The organism is Streptomyces sp. NPDC048002, assembly GCF_040653275.1.
Taxonomy (GTDB): domain Bacteria; phylum Actinomycetota; class Actinomycetes; order Streptomycetales; family Streptomycetaceae; genus Streptomyces.
Window position 1 is genome coordinate 21380 of record NZ_JBEZNL010000033.1, and the last position, 18550, is coordinate 39929.

The 18550-nt window shown below is 71.8% G+C and carries 18 protein-coding genes; 11 read left to right on the top strand and 7 right to left on the bottom strand.

Features of this window, described 5'->3' with window-relative positions; all coding sequences use genetic code 11:
- The first annotated feature begins 54 nt into the window (after positions 1 to 54).
- On the top strand, positions 55 to 1434 hold the full coding sequence (locus AB0E07_RS30030; RefSeq protein WP_362259079.1) for an alpha/beta hydrolase domain-containing protein: 1380 nt from the start codon (positions 55 to 57) through the stop codon (positions 1432 to 1434).
- Positions 1435 to 1462: 28 nt separating this feature from the next.
- Here AB0E07_RS30030 and AB0E07_RS30035 read toward each other — a convergent pair whose 3' ends face one another.
- Positions 1463 to 1840 (bottom strand): DUF1330 domain-containing protein, encoded by a 378-nt coding sequence (locus AB0E07_RS30035; protein ID WP_362259082.1) that lies wholly within the window; start codon positions 1838 to 1840, stop codon positions 1463 to 1465.
- Between the two features lie 343 nt (positions 1841 to 2183).
- Between AB0E07_RS30035 and AB0E07_RS30040 the strand changes: the two genes are divergently transcribed.
- Positions 2184 to 2543, top strand: a complete 360-nt coding sequence (locus AB0E07_RS30040) for a hypothetical protein (protein WP_362259084.1) — start codon at positions 2184 to 2186, stop codon at positions 2541 to 2543.
- 312 nt (positions 2544 to 2855) lie between these two features.
- Here the strand turns inward: AB0E07_RS30040 and AB0E07_RS30045 are convergent, their stop codons facing one another.
- On the bottom strand, positions 2856 to 3293 hold the full coding sequence (locus AB0E07_RS30045; RefSeq protein ID WP_003974483.1) for a hypothetical protein: 438 nt from the start codon (positions 3291 to 3293) through the stop codon (positions 2856 to 2858).
- Positions 3294 to 3776: 483 nt separating this feature from the next.
- On the opposite strand from AB0E07_RS30045, the gene hemL reads away from it, so the two are divergent.
- From hemL to AB0E07_RS30085, 8 genes are all read left to right on the top strand, one after another.
- On the top strand, positions 3777 to 5093 hold the full coding sequence (gene hemL, locus AB0E07_RS30050) for a glutamate-1-semialdehyde 2,1-aminomutase (protein WP_362259087.1): 1317 nt from the start codon (positions 3777 to 3779) through the stop codon (positions 5091 to 5093).
- The gene (locus AB0E07_RS30055; protein ID WP_362259090.1) at positions 5090 to 5785 is read left to right on the top strand and encodes a histidine phosphatase family protein; all 696 of its coding nucleotides are present in this window, start codon (positions 5090 to 5092) and stop codon (positions 5783 to 5785) included. Before hemL ends, AB0E07_RS30055 begins: the two co-directional genes overlap by 4 nt.
- Before the next feature lie 120 nt (positions 5786 to 5905).
- Entirely contained in the window at positions 5906 to 7156 is a 1251-nt protein-coding gene (locus AB0E07_RS30060; protein WP_362259093.1) for a hypothetical protein, read from the top strand.
- Positions 7157 to 7234: 78 nt separating this feature from the next.
- Positions 7235 to 7825 (top strand): TlpA disulfide reductase family protein, encoded by a 591-nt coding sequence (locus tag AB0E07_RS30065; protein WP_362259096.1) that lies wholly within the window; start codon positions 7235 to 7237, stop codon positions 7823 to 7825.
- A 1-nt stretch (position 7826) separates the two neighbouring features.
- Positions 7827 to 8600, top strand: a complete 774-nt coding sequence (locus AB0E07_RS30070) for a cytochrome c biogenesis protein CcdA (RefSeq protein WP_362259099.1) — start codon at positions 7827 to 7829, stop codon at positions 8598 to 8600.
- A 2-nt stretch (positions 8601 to 8602) separates the two neighbouring features.
- Positions 8603 to 10354, top strand: coding sequence for a cytochrome c biogenesis protein ResB (locus AB0E07_RS30075; RefSeq protein ID WP_362259101.1), 1752 nt, complete (start codon positions 8603 to 8605; stop codon positions 10352 to 10354).
- The gene (gene ccsB / locus AB0E07_RS30080) at positions 10351 to 11460 is read left to right on the top strand and encodes a c-type cytochrome biogenesis protein CcsB (protein ID WP_362259104.1); all 1110 of its coding nucleotides are present in this window, start codon (positions 10351 to 10353) and stop codon (positions 11458 to 11460) included. The genes AB0E07_RS30075 and ccsB overlap by 4 nt, the downstream gene beginning before the upstream one ends.
- A 38-nt stretch (positions 11461 to 11498) precedes the next feature.
- The gene (locus AB0E07_RS30085; protein WP_362259107.1) at positions 11499 to 11960 is read left to right on the top strand and encodes an SRPBCC family protein; all 462 of its coding nucleotides are present in this window, start codon (positions 11499 to 11501) and stop codon (positions 11958 to 11960) included.
- On the opposite strand, the gene AB0E07_RS30090 is transcribed toward AB0E07_RS30085, so the two are convergent.
- The 4 genes from AB0E07_RS30090 to AB0E07_RS30105 all read right to left on the bottom strand — a co-directional run bounded on the left by AB0E07_RS30090 (position 11957) and on the right by AB0E07_RS30105 (position 17182).
- The gene (locus AB0E07_RS30090; protein ID WP_362259109.1) at positions 11957 to 13504 is read right to left on the bottom strand and encodes a hypothetical protein; all 1548 of its coding nucleotides are present in this window, start codon (positions 13502 to 13504) and stop codon (positions 11957 to 11959) included. The two genes, AB0E07_RS30085 and AB0E07_RS30090, sit on opposite strands and share 4 nt — an antisense overlap.
- Positions 13504 to 15618, bottom strand: coding sequence for a hypothetical protein (locus AB0E07_RS30095; RefSeq protein ID WP_362259112.1), 2115 nt, complete (start codon positions 15616 to 15618; stop codon positions 13504 to 13506). Before AB0E07_RS30095 ends, AB0E07_RS30090 begins: the two co-directional genes overlap by 1 nt.
- 150 nt (positions 15619 to 15768) lie before the next feature.
- A complete protein-coding gene (locus AB0E07_RS30100) occupies positions 15769 to 16740 on the bottom strand; it encodes a 2-oxoglutarate and iron-dependent oxygenase domain-containing protein (RefSeq protein ID WP_362259115.1) in 972 nt (323 codons plus the stop codon).
- Positions 16733 to 17182: a nucleoside deaminase gene (locus AB0E07_RS30105; protein WP_362259118.1), complete on the bottom strand. Its 450-nt coding sequence runs from the start codon at positions 17180 to 17182 to the stop codon at positions 16733 to 16735. The genes AB0E07_RS30100 and AB0E07_RS30105 overlap by 8 nt, the downstream gene beginning before the upstream one ends.
- A gap of 133 nt (positions 17183 to 17315) precedes the next feature.
- On the opposite strand from AB0E07_RS30105, the gene AB0E07_RS30110 reads away from it, so the two are divergent.
- Positions 17316 to 17615 carry a hypothetical protein gene (locus tag AB0E07_RS30110; protein ID WP_362259120.1) on the top strand — a complete coding sequence of 100 codons (300 nt, stop codon included), beginning with the start codon at positions 17316 to 17318 and terminating at the stop codon, positions 17613 to 17615.
- 591 nt (positions 17616 to 18206) lie between these two features.
- Here the strand turns inward: AB0E07_RS30110 and AB0E07_RS30115 are convergent.
- On the bottom strand, positions 18207 to 18524 hold the full coding sequence (locus tag AB0E07_RS30115) for a PLD nuclease N-terminal domain-containing protein (protein ID WP_362259123.1): 318 nt from the start codon (positions 18522 to 18524) through the stop codon (positions 18207 to 18209).
- Positions 18525 to 18550 lie beyond the last annotated feature (26 nt).

Genomic DNA, 18550 nt, shown 5'->3' on the forward strand with positions numbered 1-18550 from the left:
CGCGGGACGGCGGGGGCCGCCCGCCGGTGGGAGAACGTGGAAAGGGGCAGACCCTTGAGAACGTGGCGCACCACCTTGAGACTGGCCGTGGCCACCCTGGCCGTCGTCGTCGCGGGCACCGGCGCGACAGCGGCGGCCACGCAACAGGCCCCGCGGGGCGCGGCGGTGGAGACACCGGCCGTGGAGGGCCCGGTGCCCGGGACCGTCCCCGGCGACCCCAAGGCCCCGGACACGGAGGACACCTACCCCTGGCTCTCCGCCCCCGGCCTTGACGAAGTCGGCTATGTGGAGCAGGAGTTCATCCTCTCCGGCCGGGCGGACGCCTACGGTCCGACCGGTGCCCGGCTCGCCGAGGACGTGCCGTACACCACCCGCGTCGTGGTGCGCAGGCCCGCCGATCCGGCGAGGTTCGACGGCACCGTCCTGACGGAGTGGCAGAACGTCAGCGGCGGCTACGACCTGGACGCCCTGTGGGCACCCGACCAGATCACGCGCGCCGGGCAGGTCTGGGTCGGGGTGTCCGCGCAGCGGGTCGGCGTGAACCAGCTCCGCTCCTGGAGCCCCGCCCGCTACGGCGGCCTCGACGTGACCGGGCAGGGACGGTTCACCGCCGACGAACTGTCCTACGACGTGTACGCGCAGGCCGCGCGGGCCCTGCGCGAGGGGACCGGCGGACTGCTCGGCCCGCTCCGCGCGAAGACGGTCCTCGGGATCGGCGCCTCGCAGTCGGCGGGCCGGATGACGGTGTACTACGACCACGTACTGCCGCAGACGGAACCGGTCTTCGACGGCTACGGCTTCGTCGTGGGCCAGGCGCCCGCCCGCACCGGCGGCGAACCGGTCTTCCACGTGCTGTCGGAGACCGATGTGCGGACGCCCGCCCGACGGCCCGACGACGACCGCTACCGACGCTGGGAGGTGGCCGGCGCCGCGCACTCGGGCCGCTTCGGCCAGGCATACCGGGAGCCGCTGCTCACCCGGGACCTCGGTGCCGCTCCGCAGTTCGCCTGCGACCGGCCGCCGTTCAGCGAGGTGCCGCTGCACCAGGTGATCGCCGCCGCCTACCGCCACCTCGAACGCTGGGTGGAGCGGGGCGTGCTGCCGCCGTCGGCGCCCGCGCTCCGGTTCGAGGCGGACGGCACCAAGGCCCGCGACGCCCACGGGATCGCTCTCGGCGGCGTCCGGCTGTCCCAGGTGGAGGTGCCGACGGCGCTGAACACCGGGGACAACACGGGGGAGACGTTCTGCGTGCTGTTCGGGACCCATGTGCCGTTCACCGCCGGGCAACTGGACGGCCTGTACCCGACCCACGCCGGCTATGTCGCCCGGGTCGTCGGCGCCGACGTCCGTGCCGTACGGAACGGCCATCTGCTCCCGGCCGACGCGCGCGCGAACCTGCGGGACGCGGTGTCCTCGACGGTGGGCCTGGGCTGACGCCGACGGCGGTGCCCTCTCCGCGCTGTCAGGACGTCCGGCGGCCGCCCCAGGGGACGGTCGGCTGGAGCACGGCCTCGGCGAGGGCACCGCTGCGCAGCGCGGTCACCTCCCGGTACCCGGGATCGGCGACCATGCGGAGGAACGCCTCCCGGCTCGGATACCGGACGAGCAGCACGGCGTCCCACGCCTGACCGTCCTCGGCGACCAGCGGGGTGTCACCGTCACCGGCGTAGAGCAGTTCACCGCCGTACCGGTGCAGGAACTCCGCGGCGCGACGGGAGTACTCGCCGTACGAGGCCCGTCCGCCGGGAGCGAAGCGCAGCAGGTTGAGCATGACGAAGGGCTCGTCCGGTTCGTGCGCGCCGAGCGCCGCGAGCGCCTCCGCGGTGGGATCGACTGCCATGGCGGTCTCCTGTCGTCGAGGCGGCCCGGCGGGGGCCTGCGGGACGTCCGCAGCCTAGAGCCATTCCGGCAACTTGCATACCATCCGGTCGGTACGCACCACGCGTGCCACGCTGCCACGCGTCCGGTATGCGGCCGGGGGTCCGTACGGTCGTCGGTGCCCGATGCGCCCAGGCGCCGCCCGACAATTCCCCTCGCCACCAAAAGGGGCGAGGCCCGAAGACCCCGCCCGCCACCACCGAAGCCCCGCTCCAGGGCCACACCAAGCGTGCTCTGACCGGATAGGTTCGCCGGAAGCTCGGGGTGTTCGGCATGGACGGGCCTCGCCAACCCTCCGTAGGCTGGTGATCGACTACGAAGGGGGCGGGGTGAACGGCAATCCGCTGTACCACTGGATAGCGCTGGCAGTGTCCACGGCGCTCTTGCTGCCGGTGCCGGTGGCGATACTGGCGGGGTGGACGCCGCCGTGGATGCGCAAGCGACAGGCCGGGATGCGGCTTCGCGCCTACGGCATTCTGTGCATCTACGCCCTCATGCTCGTCAACGCCATCCCCCGGATCGCCGACGCCTCATTCGAGACGGTCATGGCCTGCAGCAGCGTCGGCTTCGGGTTCACCGCCGCCGCTGCGGTCCTGTTCCTGCTCTCGGCACGCAGGGATTCAGGCACCCGGACAGTTGGCCCAGTCGAACCTCGGGAAGGCTGAACAACAGCTTGCCGTGCCTTCCGCGTCACGGGTTTGGTCAGGCTGCTGGTGCGAGGAGGCGCCCGCCCCAGCGGATGCGGGCGCGTTCCTTGCGACGCTGATCTGGAACTACCACCAGATGGGCCACGAGCAGCGACACAGTCGGGCGTTGCATGGTGTGGCCTGCGGCCGGGGTCGGGGGCGAGGAAATCGGTGAAGCCCGGGGCACCTCGGCACCCCCAGCGGACCAATGTGCCCTGGCAGGCTGACTGCCCCCCGCCACCAAAAAGGGCGAGGCCCGAAGACCCCGCCCGCCACCACCGAAGCCACGCTTCAGGGCCACACCAGGCAATAGGGCTGATGCCCCGCCTCATGCAGCCGATGCGAGAAGTCCTGCCACTCGTGGAGCAGTTGGTACACGTTGAACGCGTCCCGCGGACCTCCGCGGTCCGGGACCGTGGACCAGATGAACGCCGCCGCGCCCACCGCCTCCTCGCCGATGCCGCGCAGGGGGTCGACGACCGTCATGGGGAGTTTCACGACCGCGTAGTCGGGGTGCAGGACGACCAGCTCCAGCGGCGGCACCTTGTGCAGGGGCACGCCCTCGATGCCGGTCAGCACCATCGCGGCCATCGTCTCCGGCTTGATCTTGGTGAACATGCCGTTCATGCCGAGTTCGTCGCCGCCGAGTTCCTCGGGGCGCATCGAGATCGGGACACGGGCCGCGGTCGCGCCGTCCGGCGCGCCGAAGTACTTGTACGTCACCCCCACCCGACCACCATTCCTGCTCGCCGCCCTGAGCTCCTCGACCCGTCGGTCGATCCGCTCGGGGTCCGTCCGATCGCCTTGCGCCTGCCGCGCTTCGGCCGTTTCCTCCACGTCACGCCGGTGCCTTCCCCGCCTGGCACGACGCGGACCGACGTCGTCGGTCCCCTCGCCCAGTCCGCCACCGCGATGCATATCTCCACCCGACTGCTGTTTTAGGACGCGTGGCCCCTACCGCGCAACCCGATCATCGTGACAGTGACCTCCCCCACGGTCGCCCGCCGAAACGTGCGGGGTGAACACCTGGCCGCAGGATCTTGTTCCCGCCCACAGTTTCGCAGATCGCCCGCGGGTGGGGGCGGTTTGCGGATCGGCGCAGACCGGGCGCGCGCAGCGGGCCCGCGGCACCCGGTGCCCCCTGGCCTACCCTGAGGAGGTCACAGACAGCGGAGTCCGAGCAGTCGGAGAAGGTCGGAGAAGTCGCGGGACATGAGCTCACTGCCTTATTCATACGATGCGCCTGGGTCGCAGGCTCTGTTCGACCGCGCGGCGGCCGTCACGCCCGGCGGCGTGAACTCCCCGGTGCGCGCTTTCCGCGCCGTGGGCGGTACGCCCCGGTTCATGGTGTCCGGCAAGGGCGCCTATCTCACCGACGCCGACGGCCGCGAGTACGTCGACCTGGTCTGCTCCTGGGGTCCGATGATCCTCGGGCACTCCCACCCCGAGGTCATCGCCGCCGTGCAGGAGGCCGTCGCGCGCGGCACCTCCTTCGGCACCCCCGGTGAGGGGGAGGTCGCCCTCGCGGAGGAGATGGTCGCCCGGATCGCGCCCCTGGAGCAGGTGCGGCTGGTCTCCAGCGGCACCGAGGCGACCATGTCCGCGATCCGGCTGGCCCGCGGCTTCACCCAGCGCACCAAGGTGATCAAGTTCGCCGGCTGCTACCACGGCCACGTCGACTCGCTGCTGGCAGCGGCCGGCTCCGGTGTCGCCACCTTCGCGCTGCCCGACACCCCGGGTGTCACCGGCGCCCAGGCCGGCGACACGATCGTGCTGCCGTACAACGACCTCGAAGCGGTGCAGGAGGCGTTCCACCGGCACCCCGGGGAGATCGCCTGTGTGATCACCGAGGCGTCCCCCGGCAACATGGGCGTCGTGCCGCCGCTGCCCGGCTTCAACCAGGGCCTGAAGGACGCCTGCCGGGAGAACGGCGCGCTCTTCATCTCCGACGAGGTCATGACCGGCTTCCGCACCAGCCGCGCCGGCTGGTTCGGCGTGGACGGTGTGGTGCCCGACCTGATGACCTTCGGCAAGGTCATGGGCGGCGGCTTCCCGGCCGCGGCCTTCGGCGGACGGGCCGACGTGATGGCGTACCTCGCGCCCGCGGGGCCCGTGTACCAGGCCGGCACGCTCTCCGGGAACCCGGTCGCGACGGCCGCCGGTCTCGCGCAGCTGCGGCTCCTCGACGACGCGGCCTACGTCAAGGTCGACGCGGTGTCGGAGCGGATCCAGGCCCTGGTCACCGAGGCGCTCACCAAGGAGGGCGTCGCGCACCGCGTGCAGACCGCCTCCAACATGTTCTCGGTCTTCTTCACCGACCGCGCCGTGCGCGACTACGAGGACGCCAAGGCGCAGGAGTCCTTCCGCTTCACCGCCTTCTTCCACTCGCTGCTCGCGAACGGCGTCTATCTGCCGCCGTCCTCGTTCGAGTCCTGGTTCGTCTCCACGGCCCACGACGAGCGGGCCCTGGAGCGGATCGCCGACGCCCTTCCGTCGGCGGCCCGCGCGGCGGCGGAGGCGCGGGCATGACCGAGGCGCGGACCACCGAACCCGACATCACCGTCGTGCACCTGATGCGGCACGGCGAGGTCGCCAACCCGGACGGCGTGCTCTACGGCCGCCTGCCCGGCTACCACCTCTCCGAGCTGGGCCGGCAGATGGCCGACCGGGTCGCCGAGCACCTCGCCGGCCGGGACGTCACGCACGTCGTCTCCTCCCCGCTGGAGCGGGCACAGGAGACGGCCACGCCGATCGCCAAGGCGCACGGCCTGGACCTCGCCACCGACGAGCGGCTCATCGAGGCGGACAACGTCTTCCAGGGCAAGACCTTCGGTGTCGGCGACGGCGCGCTGAAGCGGCCGGAGAACTGGAAGCACCTCGTCAACCCGTTCAAGCCGTCCTGGGGCGAGCCCTACGTCGACCAGGTCGTACGGATGATGGGGGCGCTGGACGCCGCGAAGGACCGGGCGCGCGGGCACGAGGCCGTACTGGTCAGCCACCAGCTGCCGATCTGGATCGTGCGGTCCTTCGTCGAGAAGCGCCGGCTGTGGCACGACCCGCGCCGCCGCCAGTGCACGCTCGCGTCCCTGACGACCTTCACCTACCAGGGCGACCGGATCGTCTCGGTCGGCTACACCGAGCCCGCCCTCGACCTCGTCCCCGCGCATCTGCGCGCCGGCGCCAAGCCGGTGAAGGGCAAGGACAAGGCGTTCGGCGCATAGCGCGTCCCCTGCCCGACTTGGCTGTGTTTGATGTGAATCACAGCCATTCGACAGGAACCTCCCCGTTCGTCACGTCCTCTGACTGGGTGACCACCAGAGCACGTGACGAACGGGGATGCCATGCGCACTCACACCCGCCTCACCCGAAGGGGAGCACTCGGACTCGGCGTCGCCGGGGCCGCCGCGGTCGGACTCGGGGGGTGCGGCACCCTCACGCCGTCAGACGGGCCCGACCCCTCCCGGGGTTCCGCCGACCCCGGGGACCACCGCCCGGCCGCTCCCGAGCCGACCGCCCGCCCCATCGGCGACGGGTCGACCTCCTACACCGGCAGGCAGCCGAAGCAGCCCGCGAAGCCCGTACCGCTGGAACCCGGCCAGACGCCGCCCCAGTTCGTCGTCTTCTCCTGGGACGGCGCAGGCGACGTCGGCAACGGCCTCTTCCCCCGCTTCCTGGACCTCGCCGAGGAGCACGGCGCGGCCATGACCTTCTTCCTCTCCGGGCTCTACCTGCTGCCCGAGTCGAAGAAGCGCCTCTACGAACCCCCGAACAACCCGCGCGGCGCCTCCGACATCGGCTACCTCACCGACGCGCACATCAAGGACACCCTCGGCAACGTCCGCCGCGCCTGGCTCGACGGGCACGAGATCGGAACCCACTTCAACGGCCACTTCTGCGCCGGTTCCGGCTCGGTCGCCCACTGGACCGCGCGGCAGTGGCGCAGCGAGATCGACCAGGCGAAGTCCTTCGTCAAGGAGTGGCGCACCCACACCGGCTGGACCGAACTGCCCTCGCTGCCCTTCGACTACGACAAGGAACTCGTCGGCGGCCGTACGCCGTGTCTGCTCGGCCAGGAGAACCTGCTGCCCGTCGCCCGCGAGTTGGGCTGGCGCTACGACGCCTCCTCGCCGGGCGGCCGCCAGGTCTGGCCCTCGAAGAAGCAGGGCGTCTGGGACCTGCCCCTTCAGCAGATACCTTTCCCCGGCCGGAGTTTCGAGGTCCTCTCGATGGACTACAACATGCTCGCCAACCAGTCGCTGAACTCCACGAACGCCCCGAGCCACAACTACCCGGGCTGGCGCGAACAGTCGACGCAGGCCTACATATCCGGCTTCAAGCGGGCATACGAGACAAACCGCGCCCCCTTCTTCGTGGGCAACCACTTCGAGCAGTGGAACGGCGGCATCTACATGGACGCCGTCGAGGAGGCGCTGAAGCACATGGCGCGCGAGAAGGAGAAGGGCGGGGACGTCCGCCTGGTGTCGTTCCGGCAGTTCGTGGACTGGCTCGACGCGCAGTCCCCCGAGGTCCTCGACAAGCTCCGCACCCTTGATGTGGGGCAGGCGCCCGCCGGGGGCTGGAAGAGCCTCTGAAACCTGGTCTGAAATGCGGGTTTTCGCCTGCGAGGGGGGTGCGCAAGATCCCCGGAACGGACATGCGAAACTTTTCACATGAGTGCCGCCAGCCGTGCCCCCCTGACCCTCGCCGGTGCCGTCGCCGCCGGGCTGCTGCTGTCCGCGTGCACCTCGGGCGGCACGTCCGGGGGCGGCGGGGACACCGGCTTCGTCATGGGCGCGGACGGCATCGCGACCGTGAAGAAGGGGGAGCGGGACACCGCCCCCGAACTGTCCGGCGCCACCGTCGACGGCAAACAGCTCGACGTCTCCGCCTACAAGGGCAAGGTCGTCGTCCTGAACGTCTGGGGCTCGTGGTGCGCGCCCTGCCGGGCCGAGGCGCCGAACTTCGAGAAGGTCTCCCAGGACCTCAAGGGCGAGGACGTCCAGTTCGTCGGCATCAACACCCGCGACACCAGCACCAAGAACGCCCTCGCCTTCGAGGAGGAGCAGGGCGTCACCTACCCCAGCCTGTACGACCCGACCGGCAAGCTGATGCTCCGCTTCGAGAAGGGCACGCTCAACCCGCAGGCGATCCCCTCCACGCTCGTCCTCGACCGGGACGGGAAGATCGCGGCCCGCTCGCTGGCCGCGCTCAGCGAGGAGAAGCTGCGCAAGATGATCGACCCGGTCCTCGCGGAGAAGTGACGTGAGCAGCCTCACGACACTCGCGGCGGCCACGGACCCCAACCAGACCGTCATGAGCGGCGCCCTGCTGATCGCCCTGCCCGTCGCGGTCCTCGGCGGACTGGTCTCCTTCTTCTCCCCGTGCGTCCTGCCGCTGGTCCCCGGCTACCTCTCCTACGTGACCGGCGTCACCGGCACCGACCTCGCCGAGGCCCGGCGCGGCCGGATGGTCGCCGGAGCCTCGCTGTTCGTCCTCGGCTTCACCGCCGTCTTCGTCTCCAGCGGCGCCCTGTTCGGCTACGCCGGGGACAGCCTCCAGGAGCACAAGGACGTCCTGTCGAAGGTGCTCGGCGTCCTCATGATCGCCATGGGTGTCTTCTTCATGGGCCTGATGCCCTGGATGACCCAGCGCGAGTTCCGCTTCCACAAGCGGCCCATGACCGGCCTGGCCGGCGCGCCCTTCCTCGGCGCCCTGTTCGGCATCGGCTGGACGCCCTGCATCGGCCCCACCCTGACCTCGGTGATCGCCCTGTCGTACAACGAGGCGAGCGCGGGCCGCGGCGCGATACTGACCGTCGCCTACTGCCTCGGCCTCGGGGTGCCCTTCGTGCTCGCCGCGGTCGCCTTCCGCAAGGCGCTCGGCGCCTTCGCCTGGGTCAAGCGCCACTATGTCTGGGTGATGCGGATCGGCGGCACCATGATGATCCTGACCGGTCTGCTCCTGCTGACCGGCGCCTGGGACAGCATGGTCTCCGAGATGCAGAACTGGTCCAACGGCTTCACTGTGGGGATCTGAGGATGAGCAACACGACGACCGACCGCGCCGACGAGCAGGACCTCGGCGCCGCCGGCTCCCAGCTCTCCACCGCCCCCAGGGAAGAACTCCCGAACGTCCCCGCGATGGGCGTCGTCGGCTGGGCCCGCTGGTTCTGGCGGCAACTGACCTCGATGCGGGTCGCCCTGCTGCTCCTGCTCCTCCTCGCGCTCGGCGCGATCCCCGGCTCCCTCATCCCGCAGTCCGGCTCCGACGACACGAAGGTCGCCGACTTCCGCGAACGGCACGACCTCCTCGCGCCGGTCTACGACAAGCTCGGCCTCTTCCACGTCTACAGCTCGGTGTGGTTCTCCGCGATCTACATCCTGCTGTTCGTCTCCCTCATCGGCTGCATCGTGCCCCGCACCTGGCAGTTCGTCGGCCAGCTGCGCGGCCGCCCGCCGGGCGCGCCCAGGCGCCTGACCCGGCTGCCCGCCTACACCACCTGGCGCACCACGGCCGAGCCCGAGCAGGTCCGCGAGGCCGCCCTCGCCCTGCTGAAGAAGAAGCGCTTCCGGGCGCACCTCTCCGGTGACGCCGTCGCCGCCGAGAAGGGCTATCTGCGCGAGGTCGGCAACCTGGCCTTCCACATCGCGCTGATCGTGATGCTGATCGCCTTCGCCTGGGGCCAGCTGTTCAAGATGGAGGGCAACAAGCTGGTCGTGGAGGGCGACGGGTTCTCCAACACGCTCACCCAGTACGACGACTTCAAGTCCGGCACGCTCTTCGACAGCGACGAGCTGACGCCGTTCTCCTTCAACCTGAAGGACTTCGAGGGCACCTACGAGAAGTCCGGCCCGAACAAGGGCACCCCGCGCACCTACCAGGCGTCCCTCACCTACGCCGAGGGCGCCTACGGCAAGGACCGGTCGACGGTCGTCAAGGTCAACGAGCCGCTGGAGATCGACGGCTCGAAGGTCTACCTCACCGCCCACGGCTACGCCCCCGTCCTCACCGTCCGCGACGGCGACGGCAAGGTCGTCTTCAGCGACGCCGTGCCGATGCTGCCGCTCGACTCCAACGTCACCTCCTCCGGTGTGCTGAAGGTCTACGACGGCTACAAGAACGCCAAGGGGGTCAGCGAGCAGCTCGCCTTCCAGGCCTTCCTGCTGCCCACCTACGCGGCCGGCAACGAGGTCTCCTCCAGCTTCCCCGCCCTGCTCAACCCGGTGCTCAACCTGGAGCCGTACCACGGTGACCTGGGCGTGAACTCGGGCATCCCGCAGAGCGTGTACCAGCTGGAGAAGAAGAACATGACGGGGTTCAAGGACTCCAAGGGCAAGCAGATGCGGGAGAACCTGCGGCCCGGGGAGACCCTGGAGCTGCCGAACGGCGCCGGCTCGGTGACCTACGAGTCCACCAAGGAGTGGGCGAACTTCCAGATCACCCGGCAGCCCGCGAGCGGCTGGGCGCTGGCCGGCGCCGTCGCCGCGATCTTCGGCCTGGCCGGTTCCCTGTTCATCCAGCGCCGCCGGGTGTGGGTGCGGGCCGTGCGCGGCGCCGACGGGGTGACCGTGGTCGAGATGGCCGGGCTCGGCCGCAGCGAGTCCGCCAAGGTGCCCGAGGAACTCGGCGACCTCGCAGGAACCCTCTACGAGCAGGCCCCGGGGGCGCCCGAACCGGACCCCGACGCCGACTCGGCCGGCCCAGCCGACTCAGACGACTCAGCCGCTCCAGACGACCCCGCACCGACAACCGACGAATCCGCCGTACCTGCCGAAGGGGCTGAGCAGTGACTCTCGCCGCCGCGACGAACGAAAGCCTCGCGAATCTCAGCAACACGCTGATCTACTCCGCGATGGCCGTCTACACCCTGGCCTTCTTCGCGTACATCGCGGAGTGGCTCTTCGGCAGCCGCAGCAAGGTCGGCCGTACGGCCGCCGCGCTGACCGCCACCAAGCAGGCCGCCGCGGCCCCCGCGGTCACCGTGAAGAAGGCCGGTTCCACCACCGTCCTGGAGCGGCCGAAGGTCGTCGTCCGGGCCGCCTCCGGCACCCGTGACGTGCCCGACGGCCCCGGCGCGCACGGCGGGGACGAGCAGGGCGACCTCTACGGGCGGATCGCCGTCTCCCTCACGGTGCTCGCCTTCCTCATCGCCTTCGGCGGTGTCCTCACCCGCGCCCTGTCGGTGCAGCGCGCGCCGTGGGGCAACATGTACGAGTTCAACATCACCTTCTCCACCGTCGCCGTCGGTGTGTACTTGACGCTGCTGGCGCTGAAGAAGCCGGTCCGCTGGCTCGGCCTGTTCCTGACCACCACGGTCCTGCTCGACCTGGGTCTCGCCGTCACCGTCCTGTACACCGCCAGCGACCAGCTGGTGCCGGCCCTGCACTCGTACTGGCTGTACATCCACGTCTCCACCGCCATCCTGTGCGGCGCGGTCTTCTACGTCGGCGCGGTCTCCACGCTGCTGTACCTGTTCAAGGACAGCTACGAGAACAAGCTCGCGGGCGGCGGCACCCCCGGCCGGTTCGCCAACTCGGTCCTGGACCGGCTGCCCGCCGCGTCCTCCCTGGACAAGTTCTCCTACCGCGTCAACGCCGCCGTCTTCCCGCTGTGGACGTTCACGATCATCGCGGGCGCGATCTGGGCGGGCGACGCCTGGGGCCGCTACTGGGGCTGGGACCCCAAGGAGACCTGGTCCTTCATCACCTGGGTCGCCTACGCCTGCTACCTGCACGCCCGCGCCACGGCCGGCTGGAAGGGCCGCAAGGCCGCCTACCTGGCGCTGGTCGCGTTCGGCTGCTGGCTGTTCAACTACTACGGCGTGAACATCTTCGTCTCCGGCAAGCACTCCTACGCCGACGTCGGACTCGGCGCGCTCGGGGCCGTCGGTTTCTGAGCCGGGCGTCCGTTTCCCCGGTCGGGGACACTGGAGGCATGACCGGAACCATCGAACAGGGCGCCAGTCAGACCCGCGGGAGCACTCACCTGCTGCACTTCCTGGTGCGGATCCCGCGGCCCATGGAGAAGGTCTGGCCGGCGCTGACCACCCCGGAGGGGCTGGCCGGCTGGTGCACCGCCGCCGAGGTCCTCGAACCCCGGCTCGGCGGCGCCGTCACCCTGCGTGACCTGGGGTCCGGGCAGGTCACCGCGTGGGACGTGGACCGGGTCGCCGAGTACACCGTGGCGGGCGGCGGCCGGCTCCGCTTCCACCTGGAGCGCGACGGCGAGCAGGGCAGCGCCCTCCGCTTCACCCACGAGTTCGAGGGAGACCCGGCCTCGGAGGACTCCTGGCGCACCCGCTTCGAACGCCTGATCGAGATCCTGGAGGGCCAGGACGGCCAGGACGGCCAGGACGGCCGGGACGGCCAGGACGGCCGGGACGGCCGGGACGGCTAGGACGGCGGCAGGCACTCCTTCCCCGGTGGCCTCGTCTCCGGCCAGGCGATCCGTACGAACCGGGCGCGCCCCTCGGAGGTCAGCTCCACGATCGGCACGGCCTTGTCGTACGGGTTGCCGTGCACGTCCAGACAGATCCAGCCGCTCGCCCCGTTCACCCGCAGCGAGCCCTTGACCTGCGGCCACTGAAGGCCCACATCGGCGAGCGGCGGCACCGCGCGGCCCTCCGGTGTCGCCTCCCGGATGCCGTGCACGGCCAGCCGCATGGCGTCGTACGCGATGATCGTCTGCCCGTCCTGGAGGGAGACCTCGCCGACGGGCCCGACCGGACGGCGCCCGGCGGAGGCGAGCAGGTCCGCCAGTTCCCGGGCGTCCGCCGCGGAGCCGCCGGTCCGCGCGCCGTCCTCGGCCCAGGCGTCCGGGTGGGCGAGGGAGGTGTAGCGCACCGAGAGATTGCGGGTCAGGGCGGTGCGGTCGAGGTCCTTGTCGCCGGTCAGGTAGGACGCCTCGTCGCCGGTGAGCAGCGTGAACCTCCGGTCCTGGCAGCCGCGTCCGCCGAGCGCGTTGATGAACTGCCGCAGCTGGGTGTGGCGGCCGGCGAACAGGATCGTGTCGGTCTCCGGGGCGGTGTCGCACACCAGGTGCGTGATCTGCCGGAAGGTGTTGGCGGTGGTGCCCTCCTGGCTGCGGTCGGCGGGCGGGGTGAAGGGCTGCGGTTCGTACGGCGAGCCCTCGATGAGCCGCGCGAAGGACTTCTGGAGGGTGCGTGTGTAGGGGTCGCCGGGCTTGTCGTACACCAGCAGCGCCCGGCCGGCCTTCACCCGGGCGAAGGAGGCGAGGGCGCGGGCCTGGTCGGTGTTGGTGGGGGAGACCCGGGCCAGGCCGGGGAAGGGGTCCTTGCCGTCCTGCCCGTTGGCGAGGTCGTCGGCGGTGATGGAGGTGCCGATGACCGGGATGCCGCGCCGGGTCAGCTCCTGGACGGCCCGCTTGTTGTTGTCGGTGCTCAGGCCCACCCCGGTGACCGCCCGCAGCCGGTCGGCGCCCAGCGTCATCCGCTCCAGCCGATCGACGGTGTGCTCCCAGTGCCGGCCCGTGGCACCGGGGTTGGCCAGCACCAGCCGGATCGCCGGGGACTGGCCGTTGGAGGCGTGGTTGGCCCGGTACTGGGCGAGATAGGCGCCCTGCATCTCGTGCAGGACGTCGCCCAGGTTGTCGGGGTCGGAGGCGGTGAACGGCTCCAGCAGCGCGACCGTGACATAGCTGCCCGGCTTCAGCGAGCGGTTCTCCCGGTCGATCGCCGCGACGACCTCACGCAGTTCGGGCCGGTCGAAGTAGTAGGCGGTGGTCGACACGCCCACGCACTCGTCGCTGCCCTCGGGCCGTTCCACCCCGGGTGCGCAGCCGCGGTCCTCCCGGGCCAGCGCGCCCACCCCGAACCAGGTGCCGGCCAGCAGCGCGGCCGTGACCAGCAGGGCCAGATACCGGCGCAGCGGGATCTCCCAGACGTCCTCGCGCAGCCACACCCACCCGCTCCGGCCCGCCATCACGCCTCCCCGTCCTCGTCGTCATCGTCGCCGTCGCCGTCGTCGCCGTGCGGATCGGGGATCCGCAGCGGCCGTCCGGCGAGGGCGTCCTCGGGCCAGTCCCGGGAGGCCTGCCACAGCACGGCGTTCCCGGCGGGCCGCAGGTCGGACAGCTGCTCCAGCTCGAACCGCAGCCGTCGGGCCACCGTCGGACCGGGCGACGCGAGCGGGTCGGTCAGATGCCACACGGCGTGCAGGAGCCGCCGCACCCGCAGGTGCAGCGGGCCGTCGACGCCGGCGGGCGGTGCGTGGCCCGCGTCGGTGAGGCCGAGCGCGATCTCGGCCCGCCGGTCGCCGGGTCCGGCGAAGTCGCCGCCGTCGGCGTCGTGCGCGTGGAACCAGGGCGCGGAGGCGATGAACCGCAGGGACCTCAGCCAGGTGGGCGCGGGCGTTGCGGCGAAGCCGTCGCGCAGGTGGTCGACCGCCGACTCGGTTGTGCCGAGGGCGAGTTCGTGGTGCAGCCGGTAGCGGGCCCGCTCCTCGCCGGGGCCGGTGTAGTGGGCGACGAGGGTCTCGTGCGTCCGCCGCCACCGCTCGTGGCCGGGGTCGAGGTGGTGCAGCCGGAGCAGCAGCAGGGTCCGCACGAAGGGGTCGCCGACGAACCGCCCCGGCACCGCGGGCAGCCCCTCCCGCACCAGCCGGGTCCGGAGGGCTCGTACGTCCGCGGGCCCGAAGTCCGCCGGGAGCAGCGCGGCGGCCAGCGCGCACGCCGAGTCGTGGTCGTGGGCCGCGGCCAGCACGGTCAGCTCGTCGAGCCGGTCCGGGGGCACCAGCCGGTCCAGCAGCTCCAGATAGGCGGGCCTGCCGTCGGCCTCGGCGTGCAGGGTCACATCGGCGGTGAGCAGGTCCCCGAGCGCGGAGACCTCGGGCAGGTGCTGTGCCGCTGACTCGGCGATCAGGGCGATGCCGAGGGGGTTGCCGCCGGTCAGCCGGTGTGTGGCGTGCGGGAGTTGGGGCGGGGTGGCGAGGTCGGCGCAGACGGCCCCGACGATGTGCAGGGTGTCGTCCGGGCTGAGCGGCGGCAGCGCCACCAGCAGCGCCCGGGAGGACGTGGAGCCCGGGTCCGGCGCCCAGTCGCTGCCCCGCGCGACCTCGGGCAGCGTCCGCCGCAGGGCGTGGCGCAGCGCGGGACGGCCCTCGCCGCGGACGGCGGCGACGAACGCCACCTGGTCGGCGACACCGTCGGTGCGGTCGCGCAGTACGGCCTCCACGAGCCCGGGTCCGGGCGCGGTCTGCGCGTTGTCCAGCAGGACCAGGGGCCGCCCCAGCCGCTGCATGCGCGGCAGGACGCCCGCGTAGGCGTCGGTGAGGTCGGCGAGCAGCGCCCGCACCAGGTGCCGTTCGGCGTGCTCGCGGGAGGTCCCGCCGGCCCGGAAGTGCCCGGAGAGCAGGATCAGTCCGCGCCGGGCGTTGTCGCCCGCGTTGGGGTAGTCCCGGTACCAGGCGGAGGCGCGCTGGTTACGGCGGCCGGCGAACCCGTCCGAGATCGACTCCAGGGTCGCCTCCACGGCCGCCGAGAGCAGCGGCCCGGTGCCGGTGGCGGCCGCGACGACCTTGGCGGCCACCCGGCCCGCCCAGCGCCCGGCGAAGCCGCCGATCCACGAGCCGGTCTCGTTCAGCAGCAGGATCCGCTGCACCTCGCGCCGGATGCGCTCGGAGTCGGCGTCCCCCCAGCCCCCGGCCGCGACCGCGACCAGCCCCGACATCAGCCGCGGGAACTGGATCCGCCCCGCCCCGGTCACCGCGACGGCGAGCTGCTCGGCGATCACCAGCAGCGCCTGCGACACCGGCGACCACGCCTCGGCCGGCCGCCCGGACGGCGGTCCCGCGAACTCGGGGTCCTCGCAGTCGATCAGGGCGACCGGGGTGTGCCCCCGGTAGGCGTCCCGGAGTTCACCGAGCACGGCGCTCTTGCCGAGGCCGCGGGCGCCGGACAGCACCACGAACGGGGGTTCGCGGGGATGCTCGTAGGGGCTGACCCGGTGCTGGTGGGGGCGCAGGCCCACCAGGCGCGGGGCGAGCCCGGCCGGATCGGTGTCGAACAGCGCTCCGCGCCCGTGCAACCGTCTTCCCACCGCATCTCCCCCCGGAGCGGTTGTGGTCGATCCGTCGGTGCCGCACCTGCTGCTGTACACGCGTGAGATGTATCAACACCAGCGTAGGGAGGGGGAGTTGGTTCGGACTAGATCGCGTGGTGTCCGTTGGGTTACGAAACCGTCCCACCGTCAGTCGACGGTGATCGAGTCCAGCTTGTGCCGCAGATACACATGCGAGTCGACGGGCGGGTGGGCCACCCGGCCGACCGGCGCAGGCACCGACTCCACCAGCGTGCCCGGGGTGCACTCGCCGAAGTACACCAGGGACATCAGCTCCTCGGCGGGCGCGTCGGCGGGCGGCGGCAGCACCCGGTGCCGGCCCGAACGCCACCGGTCGCCCGTCCAACGGGCCATCAGATCACCGATGTTGATGGTGAACGCGGCCGGGTCGTACGGCGCGTCCTGCCAGCCGCCGTCGTCGGTGTGGACCTGGAGCCCGCCCCTTCCGGCCTCCCGGTCGAGGACGGTGACGGTCCCGAAGTCGGTGTGCGGCCCGATCCGGAACTGACCGGGCTCGGGCGCCCCGACCACCTCGACGCCCGGATACCAGTTGATGTTGAAGCCGTACGTCGGGTGGTCCATGTGCCGGGCGAAGAAGTCGGGTTCGAGCCCGAGGGCCTCGCCGAGCAGGGCCAGCAGCTCCTTCTCCAGCGCGGCCATCCGCGCCAGGTACTCCTCGCACAGCGGCCGCAGTCCGGGCACCTCCCGCGGCCACACGTTGGGCGCGTACCACTCGGCATTGACGGCCGGGTCCTCGAAGGGCTCGTGGGTGGCGAAGGTCAGGGACTCCTTCAGGTCCGGCGGCGTCTCGGTGCCCTCCGCGTAGCCGTTGGCCTCCGTACCGGGCCCGAGCCAGCCGCGCCCGCCGACCCGGGCCGCGTAGGCCGCCTTCGCCTCGGCGGGCAGCAGGAAGAACTCCCGCGCGGCCCGACGGATCCCGGCCCGCAGGGCGGGGTCGACCCCGTGCCCGGTGACCAGCAGGAACCCGGCCCGCTGAAGGGCCTCGTCCACGGTCGCGGCGATCCGGGCACGGACCTCCGGACCACCGCCCCGCCAGGGCCGCAGATCGACGGTGGGGATGGGGATACGGGATTCACTCACCGATGTCCTCGTTCCACAACTCGGGCTTTTCCTTGATGAACTCACTCATCAGCCGTACGCACTCGGGATCGTCGAGCAGCAGGATCTCCACGCCGTGCCCGGCCAGCCAGTCGTGCCCGCCGTGAAAGGTCTCCGCCTCCCCGATCACGACCCGGGAGATGCCGAACTGCCGTACCAGCCCGGAGCAGTACCAGCAGGGCGAGAGGGTGGTCACCATCGTGGTCCCGCGGTACGAGCGCTGCCGTCCCGCCGCCCGGAACGCGGCCGTCTCCGCGTGCGTCGAGGGGTCGCCGTCCTGGACGCGCCGGTTGTGCCCGCGGCCGAGCAGGGTGCCGTCGGCGCCGTAGAGCGCGGCGCCGATCGGGATGCCGCCCTCGGCGAGCCCGGCGCGGGCCTCCGCCACGGCGGTGGCGAGCCAGCTGCGTGCCTGTGCCTGATCCATGGGTCCACTCTGCCCGGCTGAGCACCCGAGCGCGCGTTTCTGAGTACAAGTGCTCAGGGCACGGCGGCGCCCGCCGACCAGAGTTGGGGGCACACGAACCCCACACGGTTCACCCTCTGAACAGGAGACGATCATGCCCAGCTCCCGCCGCCTCCAGGTGCTCGGCCTCGCCCTCACCGGCGCGCTCGCGGCCGTGACGCTCACCGCCTGCTCCGGCCTGGAGTACCGGGAGTACGTCTGCAACGACGGCGAGTACCCGGTCCTCCAGGTGAACGGCACCGGCTCGGCCTGCCAGCAGGACGGCACCGAGCCGCCCGCGGGCTACGCCCGCCACCCCGAGGGCAAGGTCCCGGAGCAGGTGGACGACAAGTGGGACGTCTACTGGCGCACCCACACCCTCGACGAGAACGGCCGCATCATCGACGCCCCCTGACCGAACGAATCCGACGCCCGCCACGTCGAAGGGTCATGGACGAACGCGAGAAGGGGGGCGCCCCTCCAGGGGCGCGGGGAACTGCGCGACCGGCCCGCACCCGGGCCAGGTCCTTGAGGGGCGCGGGGAACTGCGCGACCGGCCCCCACCGGCCCGCACCCGGGCCAGGTCCTTGAGGGGCGCGGGGAACTGCGCGACCAGCCCCGCCGGCCCGCACTCGACCCGACCTGCCCCGACCCGACCCCGGACCAGGAGTGACGTGATGAAGAGCCGTATTCGGATCGCCGGCGCAGCCGTCGCCACCGTGCTGGTCGTCACCGGCGCAACGCTGTGGATCGAGGAGTCGGAGACCGGGCACACCGACGGAGGTCTCGGCGCCGAGGTCCGGCCGGAGGCCAAGGAGTGCGTGGGCAGCCGCCCCGCCCCGTCCGCCTCGGCGGCCGACACCCCCGAGGACAGCACCCCAAGCACCCCGCTCAACCGGCTGATCACGCACATCAACTCGCTCGCCGGGGAGCGGCACGCGGAGGTCTTCACGGGCCTGTCCGCCGACGAGGACGCGGCCACCGCCGACCTCTACTCCCCGCCGCCTCAGGACTCGTCGCGCTTCTTGGGCTCGTCGTCCTCGTCCTTGGGGTCCAGGGACTTCAGGAAGTCGGGGTTGTCGTCGGGGGCGACCCACTGCCGGGAGCGGTTGGCGCGCACGCCCGACCAGCCCTCCGCGGCGGGGGCCCGGCGCTTGCCGGCGATCAGCCAGGACAGCGAGCCGACCATCGGGAACAGCAGCACGAGGATCGCCCAGAGGGGCTTCGGCATGTGCCGGATGTCCTCGTCCTTCGTGCTGATGCAGTCGATGAACGCGTAGATGCTCAGCGCCAGCGGTACCAGGAACATCAGCACCCGGAGCATGGGGTCCCTCCCGCGGGATGGTGGTC